Genomic DNA, 15,397 nt, shown 5'->3' with positions numbered 1-15,397 from the left:
CGGAGGTTGCACGATTTGGATGAGCGCGCAGCGTGATGTGCATACAATCCGTGACCAGTGGAGCGCATTAGCCAATTCGCGCTTAGCAATTGTCAAGAATGGCGCGTGACAATGTATGCTTGGCCCCCGGAGCGAAGGCTAACGGTCTCAATTTCGCCTAGGTCCCTTGGCCCTATGGCACGGATAATTTTCCGAATAAAAGCATCTGAATATCGTCGGTGTAAAAACTGAACGCCGCCAATCGTCTCGTAATTTTCCTCTATTTCCTGTTCGTCGCTTGGCCAAGTTGTGAAGATGCAGGTCTTCCGCGTGACACGAAGCAATTCAGCTACGAACTGGTCTATCTCAGGAATGTGGCCGAGCACCTCAAAACACAGAACCACATCGAATTCCTCCTTTCCGAAAGCAAGATCATAACCATCACCTAAAATAAATTCGCCTTCTGGGAAATTGCCTATCGCTTTCTCCAGCATTTTTATAGATGAGTCGATACCAATATATCTGGAATCGCTAAGTATACTATTGGTGAGTTTTTCGTAAATGAGGCCGGTCCCGCAGCCAACTTCGAGAATGGAAGGTGCATGGGAATCAACATGATGCGATACTATGTGGACTAGCTCTTCGCGATGAGCATCTTCGGTTGGGCAATTCTGCCAGATCGACTGAATTTCATCTGCAATTCCATCAACATCCCAATTGTCCCAAGCTCGAACCATGGGTCACTTCCTCTGATTTGAGTGTCTGGTCGACGATACCAGCAGCCTCCGCTAGCCAGTAATCTAGGATTTATCAGGGCACGGCTTCCCACATGGACGCCGGTCGCATGGAATGCGGATTGTCTCCGGCCGGCTTGGCATATAGTATCTGGCTGTTGGCTCGCCTCCAGCCTTTGGTTGCGCCTCCTGTCGCGCGATATGCGCCACAGGCGGGTTGGGCATGACATCTCGAAATCTCGACCGTTCCATCGCCGGTATTATAGCGATCGAGGGCTGACGTATCCACGGGCTGGCTTGAGATCACTCCTCAAAAGGGTGGCTGTTTGAGCGCCCGATTCATCAACCGGACGTGCCATCCAAAAAATATCTGGCGGTAACCGCAACTCCGCGCTATGCGATATTGGGCAGCGGGGGCTGGGGATTGGCACTCTAATCAAGTGGTGGATGGCGGGTTTCCGTCGCTTTTGCACCAACGTTAGTGTCCATGTCCTTGCGCCTGGAGTTCAGTACTACCCAATGACATCCTATGTAGAGGTCGTGTCCGGACTTCGGCCGAAGATGCGGCGCGCCATTATAATGATCCAGGACCTGGTCATGGTCCTGGTCGCGGTGGCGCTGAGTCTGGGGCTTTCGCAGTCGAGACTTTCATTCGACGCGCTCTCCACGGCCGGCCTGGCGTGCTGGGCAAGTATTGTTTTTCTCAGCCACATGCTGTTTCGCTATTGCGGCCTCTACAACACCGTGTGGCGTTTCGCCTCCACGCCGGACTTCTTCAACATCCTGAAGAGCTGCGCCATCCTGACCGTCACGCTCTATGTCGTCTCGCTGGCGGTTCGATCGTTTCAGCCGGTGACCGGCCTCAACGAGCGCCAGTTCATCGTCTTTTTTCTCGTCTCCTTCACCATCATATCGGCGCCTCGGCTCTATTACCGGTTCCTGCGCGACGGGGCGAGCTGGCGAATCCTGAGCCGCAACGCAAACAATGCGGCGATCAAACAAGCGCTGTTCGTCGGCAGGCTTGGCGAAGCAGACGTCATCATCCGCTTCACCCGCACGGCCGAGCCGGCCGAATATTCCATCGCCGGCATCATGGCCATCGAGAACGGCGCGCCGTTGGGCACGCAGATTCAGGGCGTTCCGGTGGTGGCCGTGCGGCCCCGCCTGGTCGAGGTCCTCGAAGAATATGCAAGAGGCACCAAAAGCCTCGACATGCTGATTTTCGGCAATGGCACTGAACGCGAGATCGAGGAATATTCGGAACTGGTCCGTGTCGCCCGTCACAGCGGCATCGCCGTCGTCCAGTTCTCCGGCGTTTCGGAGCTCGGCCAGGGCGGAAAGCTGGTACTCGACGCTGTCGAGATGGAAACCATCCTGCGCCGCTCCACAGTTGCTTCCGATATGGAGCGGATCGGCGGCTTTATCGGTGGCAAGCGCGTCCTGGTCACCGGCGGCGCCGGTTCAATCGGTCGCATCCTGGTCAAGCGGTCGCTGGAACTTGGCGCCGAGGCGGTTCTGGTCGCCGATATCTCGGAGTTCGGTATTTTCCAGCTCGACCAGCAGGTTGACGAAAAGGACCATGTCCGGCTCAAGAGCCGCATCGTCGATGTCACAGACCGGCGCCAGATCACCCGCGTCGTCAGCGATTTCAAGCCCGACATCATCTTCCATGCCGCCGCGCTCAAACATGTGCCGCTGCTCGAGGAAAATTGGGAATCGGCGATCCAGACCAACATTTTGGGCACCCTCGTCTGCGCCGAGGTTGCCGCCAAATGCGGGGTGCCGCAGTTCCTGCTGATTTCCAGCGACAAGGCGGTCGATCCGACCTCGGTGCTCGGCATGACGAAACGCGCCGCCGAGCAGATCGTCTCTTCGCTGCACGAAACGCACGCCACCGGGCCTAGCGGCCGTCGCTCCGGCACCAAGTTCATCGCCGTGCGGTTCGGCAATGTCTTCGGCTCCAATGGCTCGGTCGCCACCATCTTCCAGGCGCAGATCGAGGCCGGCGGTCCGGTCACCATCACCGATCGCCGCATGACCCGCTACTTCATGACGGTGGCCGAAGCCGTCGACCTCGTCATCATGTCGGCGGCCGACGCCGAGCGGCGCCAGGGCAAGGACGACTACGCCATCTACATGCTCGACATGGGCAAGCCGGTGCCGATCCTCGAAGTCGCTGAAACCATGATCCGCATGGCCGGCAAAAGCCCCTACACCGACATTCCGATCCGTTTCACCGGGATCAGGCCGGGCGAGAAGCTTCACGAGGTGCTGCATGGCGGCAATGAGGAGATCGTCGCGCTGGATATCCCCAAGATCTTCGGCCTCAGGACCGATGTCGTGGGATGGCCCAAGGTCCAGGCGGCGCTGACATCGCTGCAGGCGGCCATGCGCGATCAGGACAAGGCCTCGGCGCTCGCCGTCATGGCCGCCCTCTATCAGGCGGAAGAGCCTCCAAGTGACGCACGCCGGGAAACCGTTGCGAAAACAGTCGGGCAAGCTGGTTAGAGCAATTCCAGGAAAAGTGTGGAGCGGTTTTCCCGTCCGGGATTGCGTCAAAACAAAGAGCCTGTCCTGATCGACCGGGATTGGCTATTGAAACCGATCCGATGGCCGTTCCCAGGCGTTTGCAGATGATTTTGAACCAGTGAGCAGACAAGATCAGCGCGTGGCCGTGCTGCTGGGCACGAAAGATGGCGCGGCTTTCCTTGACGAGCAGCTCGCGTCGCTGGCTGCGCAATCGCATCCTGTTGTCGACCTATGGGTTTCCGACGACGGTTCGACAGACGGCACTTCGGCCATTATCGGCGCCTGGCAGAGCCGCTGGTCCAAGGGCCGGTTGACCCTGTCGAATGGTCCTCGCCAAGGCTTTGCCGCCAATTTCCGCGGGATGATCATCGATCCGCGCATCGAGGCCGACTACTACGCCTTCTGCGACCAGGACGACATCTGGGAGCCGGACAGGTTGGAGAGCGCCATTGCCTGGATGCAAGGGCACGATGCCGGAACGCCGCTGCTGTTTTGCTCCAGGACCGCGACCATGTCCGAAGCCGGAGCAGCGCAAGGGTATTCGCCGCTGTTCCAGCATCCACCCGCATTTCGCAATGCGCTTGTGCAAAGCATTGCCGGCGGCAACACGATGATGATCAACCGCGCCGCGCGAAAGTTGCTGGCAAAGGCATCGGCAAGGACCGAGTTCGTCAGCCATGACTGGTGGACCTATCTGATCGTCACGGCTGCCGGCGGCATTGTTCGCTATGACCCGCGACCGCTGGTGCGCTACCGCCAGCATGAGGCAAACCTGGTCGGCGCCAACGTGTCGTGGAAGGCGAGGCTGTCGCGGCTGGGGCGCCTCTTCAGGGGCGAGTTCGCCGTCTGGACCGATCACAATCTGAGCGGCCTGGCGGTCAATCGCGACATCCTCACGAGGGATGCCGCCGCCTGTCTCGGCCTGTTCATCAGGGCGCGAAAGGGCGGTATCTTGCGACGCCTGCGCCTTCTCCGGAAAAGCGGCGTCTACCGGCAGACGCTGGCTGGTACACTTGGGCTCTATCTGGCCTTCATCTGGCGGCGGATCTAGAGCATGCTGAGATGGCCATGAGGGGACCCAAGCGAGCTTTCGATCTCGTCGCGGCGGCGGTTCTGTTGCCGCTAACCTCGCCCGTCACCCTGCTTGCCATACTGGCAATCAGGCTGTCGTCGCCCGGACCGGCACTCCTCTCCCAAACTCGCGTCGGCCAGCACGGGGTGCTGTTTCGCTGCCACAAGTTGAGGACGATGGTTGTGGGAACGCCGTCTCTGCCCTCGCATCAGGCGCCGGCAAACTCCGTCACCGCCGCCGGTAAGGTGCTGCGAAAATTCAAGATCGACGAGCTGCCGCAGCTCTGGAACGTGCTCAAGGGCGAGATGAGCCTGGTCGGACCGCGGCCGTGCTTGCCCACGCAAACGGAATTGATCGAACGCCGCAGGCAATTGGGTGTGCTTGCCGCACTTCCGGGCATTACCGGGCTGGCACAGATGAAAGGCATCGACATGTCGGATCCGAAACTCTGCGCCGAAACGGATGCCGAATATCTCAGGGGGGCCTCGATCGGACTCGACGTCAAAATCCTGCTTGGCACAATCTACCGGACCTGACGGGCCTGTCGTGCAAGTTCCTCAATCCGGCCGAGCGTGTCGGTTTCCGGCATCCAGCCTTCCGAGATCAGCAGTGACGGGTCGCAAATCTGTGTCGCCATGGAAGCGTCGTACGCTGCTTTTCCGCCAAGCAGTGTGGCGAACAGCCTGAATGGCCAGGCCGGCACAGGAACGAGCCGGGTCGGAACGTCGTATCCGTGCCTGAATGCAGTCAAGATTTCGAACATCGCAACGGGGGAAGCATCGCCCAGGACATAGGTCGGGCGCGGTGGCGTGGGATGAGTCAAAAGATGCGCCACGGCGCCAGCCACCGCGTCGCGCGATATCAGCGAACGAACTGCGGTGAAAGCGCCTAAGGGCAATGGTAAGGCAATGGCGGCAGCCCGCATCATTCCACGCAGGTTTCCCTTCATGCCTTCGCCATAGACCGGCGGCAGGCGCAGCGCCGTGGCATCGGAGGGCCTGGACGCATAGGCTTCCAGTGTCTTGATCTCGCCTTCGCGTTTCGAGCGCCCGTAGGCGCATTGCGGGGCAGGGAGCGTCGCCTCGCTGATCGTTCCGCTGAAACCGGGACCGGCTACTGCCCGGATCGACGACAGATAGATGAAGCGCCCGCTTGTCCGCGAGGCGGCCGCGCGCGCCAGCTGCGCGGTCAGTGTCGCGTTGGCTGCCATGAAGTCGGCTTCGCTCGCCTTGCGGTCATTGTTGAGCGCCGCACAGTGGACGACATGGGTGATATCTCGCATCAGCGCCTGGTATGCCTGAGCCGGTGCGTCGAAGTCCGGCAACAAAACCGCATCGCTCACGGGATCGAGCCGTTCCGGGTGGCGCGATGCCATGCGCACCCCGAACCCGGCTTCGCGCAGCTGGTTGACGACCTGCCTGCCGATGAAACCCGTCGCGCCTGTGACCAGCACTTTCACGGCCGGCTTGCCTGGGGCGCCGGGGCCTGTTGTTCCGGCAGCATTTGTTGCCGGCCCGATGCAAGATATGTCCCGGACACCAGAAACACCATCAGTGTGGCATCGAGGATGTCGTGGCCGACCAGGATGCCGGTCAGGCCGCCGATGAGATAGGTGATCACGGTGACGACAATCATCGTGGCGCCGAACCGCTCGATCGCGTCCGCGCTGGTGCGCAGCACGATGGCCGCGTTTCTCGCGGCAACGACGAACACAGCCGCGAGCGTTACGGCTCCAAGCAGGCCGGCCTCCACCAATGCGGTCAGGAAGCCGTTGTGAAAATGGCTGAAGCCCGTCGACGGCATGTTGAACTGATTGTGGAACCCATCCTTTATCAGCTCGCGGCTTGCGGCAATGCCGTGGCCGAAAATCGGCATGTCGTGGAAGGCGCTCAGCCCAATCTGCCAAAGTGCGGCGCGCAAGCCGAGCGCGGTCGTGTGGTCGCCCTTCGTGGCGAGCGCATCCCAGTCGCTGAACAGGAAGGCCGCGCGCTCGGAAATGATGGGGAGACCGATGACAGCGATGACGATGCCGGTCGCCCCCGCAATCAGCAAAAGCCGAATGGCGTTTCTGTTGTTGAGCTTGCGACGGTTGATCAGCAGGACCGCGATGCCGGCCACCAGCATCGCCAGCCAGATGATCCGCGACCCCGAATAGACAATGGCGACCGCGCCGGCCAGTGTCGCGCAGGCCAGCAACGCCCTGTTCTTTTCGACACCCGATAAGGCGCCTGCCAGGCACATCATCATGCTGAGGCAGCAGACGGTCGCGAACACGATCGGATTGCCGGCGCCGCCTTCGGCCCGTATGCCCAGCCCGTGAAATTGCACGACCGCCAGCAGCACGGCGCCAAAACAGGCGGCGGCGCTCGCCAGCACGACGATGCGCGTCAGCGTGGTTTTCTCGGTGATGCTCCAGGTCGCGTATGAGACTGGGAAAAACAGGAAGGTGATCAGCCCTGCCAGATGCGGCGCATCCCTGGCGATCGAATTGTTGACGATGGAGGCGAGCACGCTGGCTGCGCAATAGGCATAGATGGCCACCGTCATCGCGGTCATCGGCCGGTCAATGTTGAAACGCCGTCTTTTCAACGCAAGCAGAAGCACCGACCACAGGCCGCCACCATTGAACAAAAAGCTGACCGCCGATCCCAGCACCGGCGGGAAAAAGAAGCACAGAATGGAGAAGGTGATGTTGATCCGTGACGGCGAAACGTGCTGCTTGATGGCGGAGATCGGGGTCAATGCTCTGGTTCACAATGCGCTGGGTCGCGTGGCGACGGACAATGTTTGGCGCGGCATTTGCGGCATGCCGCCCGGCGCAGGTTCAGGAGCCGGTATAGCGGCTGGGTGCGGTTTTCGAAAGTGCGACGAGGTCGGGCCGGCGTTTCTTTCGGTCCAGGCAAGATTTTTCCCGGCCTTTGAAGGCTATCGCTCCGTCGGGCAGGAATTTCCGGATTCTGGGCTTTTCATGGAAAATTCGTTCCCGATCGGTGTGGCCGCCGGCCTTTCCAGCGTTGTTATATCAGGTGGCGATCTGCTAGAACGCCGGCACGAACCGATAGTGTCCAGCAGTGAAGCTTGAACCGGGCGCCTGACAAGGAACGCCCGATCCATCTGATGCAAGGTCTGGATTGCACGAGAGAACGCTCACAGTCCATGAACATCGCGCTTACGCATCTGCAGCGGCTCGAGGCCGAATCCATCCACATCTTCCGTGAGGTTGCAGCCTCCTTCTCCAAGCCGGTGATGCTCTATTCCGTCGGCAAGGATTCCTCCGTGCTGATGCATCTGGCGATGAAGGCCTTCTATCCGGCCAAGCCGCCTTTCCCCTTCCTGCATGTCGACACCACCTGGAAGTTCCGCGAGATGATCGCCTTTCGCGACCAGATGGCGCAGAAACTCGGCTTCGACCTGCTGGTCCACGTCAATGAAGACGGCGTGCGCGACGGCATCAACCCCTTTGACCATGGCTCGAACACCCACACCCATGTGATGAAGACGGTGGCGCTGCGCCAGGCGCTCGACAAATACGCCTTTGACGCTGCCTTCGGCGGGGCTCGGCGCGACGAGGAGAAGTCGCGCGCCAAGGAGCGCATCTTTTCCTTCCGCAACGCCCAGCATGTCTGGGACCCGAAGAACCAGCGGCCGGAAATGTGGAAGATCTTCAACACCCGCATCGCGCCGGGCGAATCGATCCGCGTGTTTCCGCTGTCGAACTGGACCGAGCTCGATATCTGGCAGTACATTCTGCAGGAAAACATCCCGATCGTGCCGCTCTATTTCGCCAAGGAGCGGCCGGTGGTCGAACGCGACGGCATGCTGATCATGAAGGATGACGATCGCATGCAATTGCGCCCCGGTGAGACGGTGGAGAACCGTCTGGTGCGTTTCCGCACGCTCGGCTGTTATCCGCTGACCGGCGCCATCGAATCCGACGCCGACACGCTCGAAGCCATCGTCGGCGAGATGCTGACGGCGCGCACCTCCGAGCGCCAGGGCCGCCTCATCGACCGCGATGAAGCCGGCTCGATGGAAAAGAAGAAGCGCGAGGGGTATTTCTGAGCATGCGCCATATCCTGGCCAAGAGCCTCGCTCCCACCGACGGCGTGCGCGAATACATGGCGGCGCAGGAGAAGAAGTCGCTGCTCCGCTTTCTCACCTGCGGCTCGGTCGATGACGGCAAGTCGACGCTGATCGGCCGTCTTCTGTCCGACACAAAGCAGATCTTCGAGGACCAGCTCGCCGCACTCGAGCGCGATTCCCGCAAGCACGGCACCACTGGCGACGACATCGACTTCGCGCTTTTGGTCGACGGCCTCGAGGCCGAGCGCGAGCAAGGCATCACCATCGACGTCGCCTACCGCTTCTTCGCCACGCCGAAGCGCAAGTTCATCGTCGCCGACACGCCCGGCCACGAACAGTATACCCGTAACATGGCGACCGGCGCCTCTACCGCCGATCTCGCCATCGTGCTCATCGATGCGCGCCAGGGCGTGCTGCGCCAGACCCGGCGCCACTCGATCATCGCTTCGCTGCTCGGCATCCGCCATATTGTGCTTGCCGTCAACAAGATCGACCTCGTCGATTTCGACCAGGCGGTGTTCGACCGTATCGTCGAGGATTACCGGCAGTTCTCGCACGAGCTCGGCTTCCAGACGATCGTGCCGATCCCGATGTCGGCCCGCTATGGCGACAATGTCACCAGCCGCTCCGGCAAGACGGCGTGGTATTCCGGCCCGTCGCTGATCGAGCATCTCGAAACCATATCGGTCGACGAGGCCGCGGTCGAACTGCCGTTCCGGTTTCCGGTGCAGTATGTCAACCGGCCCAATCTCGACTTCCGCGGCTTTGCCGGCACCATCGCGTCCGGCTCCGTCGCGCAGGGCGACGAGGTGGTGGTCGCCAAATCCGGCAAGGCCTCGCGGGTCAAGCGCATCGTCGCGCAAGGCGGCGATCTTGCCCAGGCGGTGGCCGGCCAGGCCATCACCCTTGTGCTCGATGACGAGGTCGAGGTCTCCAGAGGCAACATGCTGGTGTCGCCGGCGGCACGGCCGCAGGTCGCCGACCAGTTCGCCGCCAACATCGTCTGGTTCGACGAGGCAGCGCTGCTGCCGGGACGCTCCTATATACTGCGCACCGAGACCGACCAGACCAGCGCCACCGTCACCGACCTGAAATACCGCGTCAACGTCAACGACTTCGCTCGCGAGGCGGCGAAGTCGCTCGAGATGAACGAAGTCGGCATCTGCAATATCTCGACCCGGGCGCCGATCGCCTTCGACACCTTCGCCGACAACCGCGATACCGGCGCCTTCATCCTGATCGACCGCATCACCAATGCCACGGTCGGCGCCGGCATGATCCTGCATTCCTTGCGCCGCGCCGAAAACATCCATTGGCAGTCGCTCGATGTCGGCAAGCGCGGCCGCTCCGACCTCAAGAGCCAGCGCCCCGCCGTATTCTGGTTCACCGGTCTTTCCGGCTCGGGCAAGTCGACCATCGCCAATCTGCTTGAGAAGAAGCTGTTCGCTTCGGGGCGTCACACCTACATTCTCGACGGCGACAATGTCCGCCACGGCCTCAACCGCGATCTCGGCTTCACCGACGCCGATCGGGTCGAAAACATCCGCCGTGTCGCCGAAGTGGCAAAGCTGATGGCCGATGCCGGGCTGATCGTCATCGTCTCCTTCATTTCCCCCTTCAGCGCCGAGCGGCGCATGGCCAGGGAGTTGATGGCCGACGGCGAGTTCGTCGAAGTGTTCGTCGATACGCCGTTCGAGGAATGCGCCCGACGCGACCCGAAAGGCCTTTACGCACGGGCGCTGAATGGCGAGATCAAGAACTTCACCGGCGTCGATTCCCCGTATGAAGCTCCCGAAAATCCCGAAATCCATCTCAAGACACTCGGCAAGACGGCCGAGGAGATGGTAGAGGCTCTGGAACACTGGCTGAATGAGCGCGACATTGCCGAAGACCAATATGACAGCGGCGGCGGCATCTGACGACGAAGTGATGCTCGACGTGTTCGAGCGCCTGGCGCTCGAAGCCGGACGCGAGGTGATGCGGGTCTTCAAGGCCGGCTGCGCGGTCGACAGCAAGTCGGACTCCTCGCCGGTCACGGAAGCCGACCGCGAGAGCGAGACGATCATCCTCGCCGGCCTGCGTGCGGCCTATCCCGATATTCCCTGCGTGGCCGAGGAAGAGGTCGCCGAAGGCATTGTGCCGCCCGATCTGGATGGCGCCTTCTTCCTGATCGATCCGCTCGATGGAACGAAGGAATTCGTCAACCGCCGGACCGATTTCACCGTCAACATCGCGCTTGTCCGGCACGGCGTGCCGGAGATCGGCGTCGTCTTCGCACCGTGCAGCGGGCGGTTCTTCTCTGGACGGCCGGGCTGGGCCGAAGCAATCGAGGTCGATGGCGACTTCCGTATCGTCGGCCGCCGGCGGATTTCGGTTAGGAGGGCGGTCACGCCGCTGGCGGTCGTTGCCAGCCGCTCGCACAACACCCCGGAGACCGAAGCCTTCATCAAGGATCTCGGCGCCGCCGAGATCGTCTCGGTCGGCTCATCGCTGAAATTCTGCCTGCTCGCCGCAGCCGAAGCCGACATCTATCCGCGCTTCGGCCGCACCATGGAATGGGACACGGCGGCCGGCGACGCCGTACTGCGCGCCGCCGGCGGCATGACGCGCACGCTGGACGGCGAGCCGCTCACCTATGGCAAGCGCAAACAGAGCGACGACGAGGATTTCGCCAACCCGCATTTTATTGCGAGCGGGAAGGCGGCGGACGCGGCGTAACTTACGCCGCCGCTACATGCGCCGAGTTCGAGCCAATGTAGTTGCGGATCGTCTCGATGATGCGGTCCTGGTCGGCTTCGCTGAGATAGGGATGCATCGGCAGGCACAGGATGCGCTTCGGCAGTTCCTCCGAAACCGCAAGCCCGGTCGGCGTGCGCGGATAGTCGCGATAGGCGACCTGCTCGTGCAGCGGCTTCACATAATAGATCACCGAAGGGATGCCCTTTTCGCCGAGATGCGCCCTCAACCCGTCGCGCTTCGGCGTCTCGATGGCGTATTGCGCCCAGGCCGAGCGGCCACCGCCCAGATTGCGTGACGCCTTGACGATGTCGCCGAGACCTTCGGCGTAGCGCTTGGCCACCACCTGGCGGGCGACCATCTCGTCTTCGAGGATGGCGAGTTTCTCGATCAGGATCGCCGCCTGGATCGTGTCGAGGCGTGAATTGATGCCGACGCGGACATTGTCATACTGCGTCTCGCCCTTACCGTGGAACGCAAACGAGCGCAGCTGGTCGGCCAGCGCGTCGTCATTGGTGAACATCGCGCCGCCATCGCCGTAGCAGCCCAGCGGCTTGGCCGGATAAAAGCTGGTCGAGCCGACATGGCCGAAGGCGCCGCACATTGTGCCGTCGGCCGAACCGCCGATCGACTGCGCCGCATCCTCGATCACCAGCAGCCCTTCGCGCTTGGCAATCGCCATGATCGCCTCGTAGTCGGCGGCAAGCCCGAACAGGTCGACGGGAATAATCGCCTTCGGCTTCAGCCGGCCTTCCTTCTTGATCATGGCGATCGCCGCCTCGAGGCTGGCGATGTCGATGTTGTAGGTCTCGGCGTCGACATCGACGAACACCGGTTCGGCCTTGGCAAGCGCCACCACTTCCGCCGTCGCGGCAAAGGTGAAGCTCGGCACGAACACCGCGTCGCCGGGGCCGATACCGGCGGCAAACAGCGGCAACAGCAGCGCGTCGGTGCCGTTGGCGCAGGCCACGACATGCTTGGTGCCGATATAGGCTGCGAGCTTGTTTTCGAATTCGGTGACTTGCGGTCCGAGGATATAGCGGCCTTCCTCGACGACATTGTCGATCGCGGCCTTCAGCCGGTCGCGGATACGTTCGCGCTGCGCGCCAAGATCGATGAACTGCATGTCGGCCTCAAAACGGTGTGGTGCGGGCTGCCCCGGGGACAATGACACGCACAGAAACAACAACTTAACCGGGCCGCTGGTACCAGAGTTGGGCCGGTCTAGAAAGCCGGACCGGCCGCGGGACGGGTTGTCTAGGTGTCGCAGCCTGTTACTTCAGGCTTTCCCTGCATTGCCGCAAGATGCCGGAAATCCGGGCTTCGCCGCCCTATTAATCCGGCTAATTCAGTGCGTCTTTCCGGCTCGCGGAAACATAAAGTGATCGGCTGCTTGCAGCGGCTGGCGGCGGACCAAGCGTGGATCAGGCGATTTCGTGCCGCCAGGGCGGGTTGGCGCCGGCCCGCGACACGGTCACCGCCGCCGCTTTGGCGCCGAGCGCCAGCGCCTGACGGATGGCGTCCTCCGAAAGGCCGCCGATCCCGGCCTTGGTGAGCAGGCCTTGCTCGTGCAGCGAGGCCAGAATGCCGGCATTGAAAGTGTCGCCGGCGCCGACCGTGTCGACCACCTCCACCTTATGCGGCATCACCGTGACCTTGTGATCCCTGCTGTAGCCGACGGCGCCTTCGCTGCCATGGGTGACGGCGATCAGCTTGGGGCCCCGATCGAGCCAATTGCGGATGACGTCCTCATGCGAGCCGGCCTCGCCGAACCAGTGCAGATCCTCATCCGATAGCTTCACGATGTCGGCCATCGCCATCATCGAGCGGATGCGCCGGAGGTGCTTGGCTTTGTCGGGGATGAAGTTCGGCCGGATGTTGGGGTCGAGCATCATGACGCGGCGTTCGTGCTCGCGTTTCATGAATTCTTCGTAGGCAGCACCCGCCGGATCCGAAATCAGGCTGATGGCGCCAAACAGCATGGCTTCGATCTCGGCGCCCAGTTTCGGCAGATCCTCTGTCGTCAGCATGCGCCCGGCGGTGTTTTCGTCGTAGAAAGTGTAGGTCGCCTGGCCGTTGGTGAGCCGCACGAAGGCGAGCGTGGTCGGGCGAGGGGAGGTGTGCGCATAGGTGGAGCTGACCTTGCTTGCGCCGAGCGCCTCGCGGAACTGGCCGCCGAACAGATCCGACGACAGGCCGGAAAAGAAGCCGGCGGGCGCGCCGAGGCGGCCAAGCGCGATCGCCGTGTTGAACACCGCGCCGCCGACATAGGGCGCAAAGGCCGGCTCTCCCTGTGTCGTGGTGCGCGGCAGCATGTCGATCAGGGCTTCGCCGCAGCAGAGGATCATGATTTCTTGTTCTCCGGCGGATAGATCACGCCCTTGCGGATGATGATGTTGGCATAGAGCCGGGGTTCGCTGGTGGCGACGATCGCATATGCCGACCGGACGCGTGCATAGAAGTCGGCGCCCGCCAGCGCAACCACCTTGCGGCCCGGCGCGCGCCTGGTGCAGATCGCCTCGATCTCGAGGTGGACGGGATCGGCGACCGAGGGATCGCCTTTTACCGAGGCACGAAACAGCGCTTCCGGCACGAAGTCGTCCACCGGCAGCACGCTCAAAATGGCGTCAAGCACCGGTATGAGGTGAAGACCGTCGGCGCGGATCAGCCGGTTTGCCTGTTCTTCCGCCGGATAGTTGCCGTCGACAAGCGCGATCTCGTCGCCATGGCCCATGGCGCGCAATGTCGCCAGAAGCTCCGGACCGAGCAGCGACGGAATACCGATCAGCATTCAGGTGCTCCGGGAAATGGTGGTCGAACCGATGAGGAAGCGTTCGGACAGCGGCAGGCTGGCGCCGCCCAGCGCGCGGGCATGGATGCCGACGGTGCCTTCGCGCACCACCGGAAGCTTCAGCCCTTCGCCATCGATCGTACCGATCGCCTGCCTGATCGCATCGACGAGCCGGCGCCGGACAGCGAGCGGCATCCAGCCGTCGATCACCGCGGCCTCGAAATCGATCACCGATGACGCCGATACGATGGCATAGGCCAGCGCCTGAGCGGCATTGGCGATCCAGTCGTCGAGCTCGTGACCGATCTCGCCCCAATCCTCAGGCGACGTCCACAGATGCGAAGCCTCGACGCCGCGTGTGTTAAGCGCCTTTTCCAGCATGGCGATCGAGGCGACGTCGATGAGCTGCGTCGGCTTGCCGTCTGGTCCCGGCACCGGCATCGAACCCAGCGCCCCGGCATTTCCGGTTGGCCCGCCGAACAGCCGGCCGTTGAGCACGATGCCGCCGCCGGCAAAGGCGCCGATATAGAAATAGACGAAGTCGCGCGCCCCGCCGGTCTGGCCGAACACCAGTTCGGCGCCGCAGGCCGACGTCGCGTCATTCTGCAGATAGACCGGGAATTCGCACTGCGCCTGGATGTCGGCACGGATGTCGCGATGGCGCCATTCGTCCATGATGTCGCGCGGCGCGCCGGCGGTGTCGGCCCAGTTCCACAGTTCGAACGGCATGGCGATGCCGAGCCCGGCAATGCGCTTGTCCTGCGCAGGTGTCAGTTCGGCGCGCATCGTCTTCATGCCTTCGGTGACGAACTCAACCGTCTCGCGCGGCGCCGGATAGCGGTAGGAGTGCTGCAGCATGGAACGCACAGTTCCGAGGAAATCGATCAGCACCAGTTCGGCGCTGCGGCGGCCGATCTTGAGGCCGATGAAGAAGGCGCCTTCGGGGTTCAGCGCCATCGGGATGGAGGGCTGGCCTATCTTGCCGCGCAACGGCGCCTGGCGCAGCAGCAGGCTGTCTTCCTCCAGTTCGCGCATGATGACCGAGACGGTCTGCGCTGAAAGCCCGGTCATGCGCGCAATGTCTGATTTGGCCAAGCTGCCGTGCTGGCGAACCAACGACAGCACCAGCCGCTCATTGTGGTCGCGCATGCCGCTCTGGTTGGTGCCACGGTGGAGACGGCTGGCGGCCGCCTCGGGCGAACCGTGCCTCGCAATGCCGGTCTCCACCCTTGTTCCTTCCCTTGGTTTATTCTTACTGCTTTTGCGGCAGAATGAGTGAACCGCGCAAAGCTGTCAATAATAAATAAGAGTGATTTAATTATTGACAGGCGGCTCCCGCTGGTGTCATTTGAGGGCGCGTCCACACTGGGAGAACTTCAGTGGATGCGCTCGAGATGCCGGTTGGCGGCATCCGCATGGTTCCATGGGAGGAAGATCGTGACCAAAGCTTTATTGAAGTCCACCGTGTTCGCC

14 protein-coding genes are annotated in these 15,397 nt (G+C 62.1%); 7 read left to right on the top strand and 7 right to left on the bottom strand.

Annotated features, from left to right (window positions below):
• Window positions 1-92: 92 nt before the first annotated feature.
• On the bottom strand, window positions 93-716 hold the full coding sequence (locus tag NKI32_RS22305; protein ID WP_352512858.1) for a class I SAM-dependent methyltransferase: 624 nt from the start codon (window positions 714-716) through the stop codon (window positions 93-95).
• Between the two features lie 516 nt (window positions 717-1,232).
• Between NKI32_RS22305 and NKI32_RS22300 the strand changes: the two genes are divergently transcribed.
• From NKI32_RS22300 to NKI32_RS22290, 3 genes are all read left to right on the top strand, one after another.
• Complete coding sequence (locus NKI32_RS22300) at window positions 1,233-3,221, top strand: SDR family NAD(P)-dependent oxidoreductase (protein ID WP_352512856.1); 1,989 nt, start codon at window positions 1,233-1,235, stop codon at window positions 3,219-3,221.
• A gap of 139 nt (window positions 3,222-3,360) precedes the next feature.
• Window positions 3,361-4,293: a glycosyltransferase family 2 protein gene (locus NKI32_RS22295; protein ID WP_352512854.1), complete on the top strand. Its 933-nt coding sequence runs from the start codon at window positions 3,361-3,363 to the stop codon at window positions 4,291-4,293.
• Between the two features lie 17 nt (window positions 4,294-4,310).
• Window positions 4,311-4,850, top strand: coding sequence for a sugar transferase (locus tag NKI32_RS22290; protein WP_352498444.1), 540 nt, complete (start codon window positions 4,311-4,313; stop codon window positions 4,848-4,850).
• On the opposite strand, the gene NKI32_RS22285 is transcribed toward NKI32_RS22290, so the two are convergent.
• The gene (locus NKI32_RS22285; protein WP_352512852.1) at window positions 4,838-5,773 is read right to left on the bottom strand and encodes an NAD-dependent epimerase/dehydratase family protein; all 936 of its coding nucleotides are present in this window, start codon (window positions 5,771-5,773) and stop codon (window positions 4,838-4,840) included. The genes NKI32_RS22290 and NKI32_RS22285 overlap by 13 nt on opposite strands.
• Complete coding sequence (locus NKI32_RS22280) at window positions 5,770-6,870, bottom strand: O-antigen ligase family protein (RefSeq protein WP_353003629.1); 1,101 nt, start codon at window positions 6,868-6,870, stop codon at window positions 5,770-5,772. Before NKI32_RS22280 ends, NKI32_RS22285 begins: the two co-directional genes overlap by 4 nt.
• On the opposite strand from NKI32_RS22280, the gene NKI32_RS22275 reads away from it, so the two are divergent.
• The 4 genes from NKI32_RS22275 (at window position 6,848) to cysQ (ending at window position 11,115) form a co-directional block, all read left to right on the top strand.
• Window positions 6,848-7,396, top strand: coding sequence for a hypothetical protein (locus tag NKI32_RS22275; RefSeq protein WP_353003627.1), 549 nt, complete (start codon window positions 6,848-6,850; stop codon window positions 7,394-7,396). The two genes, NKI32_RS22280 and NKI32_RS22275, sit on opposite strands and share 23 nt — an antisense overlap.
• Before the next feature lie 74 nt (window positions 7,397-7,470).
• Complete coding sequence (cysD, locus tag NKI32_RS22270; RefSeq protein WP_353003624.1) at window positions 7,471-8,376, top strand: sulfate adenylyltransferase subunit CysD; 906 nt, start codon at window positions 7,471-7,473, stop codon at window positions 8,374-8,376.
• A gap of 2 nt (window positions 8,377-8,378) precedes the next feature.
• Window positions 8,379-10,316: a sulfate adenylyltransferase subunit CysN gene (cysN, locus tag NKI32_RS22265; protein ID WP_023670718.1), complete on the top strand. Its 1,938-nt coding sequence runs from the start codon at window positions 8,379-8,381 to the stop codon at window positions 10,314-10,316.
• 10 nt (window positions 10,317-10,326) lie between these two features.
• On the top strand, window positions 10,327-11,115 hold the full coding sequence (gene cysQ / locus NKI32_RS22260; protein ID WP_031196090.1) for a 3'(2'),5'-bisphosphate nucleotidase CysQ: 789 nt from the start codon (window positions 10,327-10,329) through the stop codon (window positions 11,113-11,115).
• A gap of 1 nt (window position 11,116) precedes the next feature.
• On the opposite strand, the gene NKI32_RS22255 is transcribed toward cysQ, so the two are convergent.
• The 4 genes from NKI32_RS22255 to NKI32_RS22240 all read right to left on the bottom strand — a co-directional run bounded on the left by NKI32_RS22255 (window position 11,117) and on the right by NKI32_RS22240 (window position 15,151).
• Window positions 11,117-12,259, bottom strand: coding sequence for a DegT/DnrJ/EryC1/StrS family aminotransferase (locus NKI32_RS22255; RefSeq protein WP_023698144.1), 1,143 nt, complete (start codon window positions 12,257-12,259; stop codon window positions 11,117-11,119).
• A gap of 298 nt (window positions 12,260-12,557) precedes the next feature.
• On the bottom strand, window positions 12,558-13,481 hold the full coding sequence (locus tag NKI32_RS22250) for a carbohydrate kinase family protein (protein WP_353003621.1): 924 nt from the start codon (window positions 13,479-13,481) through the stop codon (window positions 12,558-12,560).
• Window positions 13,478-13,924: an RbsD/FucU family protein gene (locus tag NKI32_RS22245; protein ID WP_023698145.1), complete on the bottom strand. Its 447-nt coding sequence runs from the start codon at window positions 13,922-13,924 to the stop codon at window positions 13,478-13,480. The genes NKI32_RS22250 and NKI32_RS22245 overlap by 4 nt, the downstream gene beginning before the upstream one ends.
• The gene (locus tag NKI32_RS22240) at window positions 13,925-15,151 is read right to left on the bottom strand and encodes an ROK family transcriptional regulator (RefSeq protein WP_023698146.1); all 1,227 of its coding nucleotides are present in this window, start codon (window positions 15,149-15,151) and stop codon (window positions 13,925-13,927) included.
• Between the last annotated feature and the right edge of the window lie 246 nt (window positions 15,152-15,397).

This window comes from Mesorhizobium sp. M0761 (genome assembly GCF_040320205.1).
Classification (GTDB): Bacteria; Pseudomonadota; Alphaproteobacteria; order Rhizobiales; family Rhizobiaceae; genus Mesorhizobium.
Note: the sequence above shows the minus strand (reverse complement) of the source record. Positions and strands in the feature narration are given on the sequence as shown.